The following is a 260-nucleotide window of genomic DNA, read 5'->3' on the forward strand; positions in this document are numbered from 1 at the left end:
TGGCGCTGAAGTACCTGCACCAGCGGTACACCGCGTACGTCCGCTGGGTCGAGCGGCGGCCATGATCCGCCGCCCCGGACACCTCGCGGACCGCACGGTCCCGGTCGGAACGCCGCAGCCCGTGGACGGCCTCGACCTCGAGCTCGCCGCCCGGAACGTCGCCGCCGCCGGGGGCTCCGCCGACCGGTTCCGCGCCGCGTTCGGCGCGGGGCAGGCGGCGGCCGGCTCGAGCGCCCTCGACCCGAAGCATCTCGCGGGCA

At 77.3% G+C, this 260-nt stretch carries 1 protein-coding gene; it reads left to right on the forward strand.

Translation table 11 applies throughout. The features are described from left to right. Window positions 1–61 precede the first annotated feature (61 nt). Window positions 62–260, forward strand: a 199-nt coding sequence (locus tag ACZ3HH_RS30565; protein ID WP_465810395.1) for a hypothetical protein, incomplete at its 3' end; no start/stop codon positions are given.

It is taken from the genome of Pseudomonas sp. PME37.24/025, from assembly GCF_055556615.1.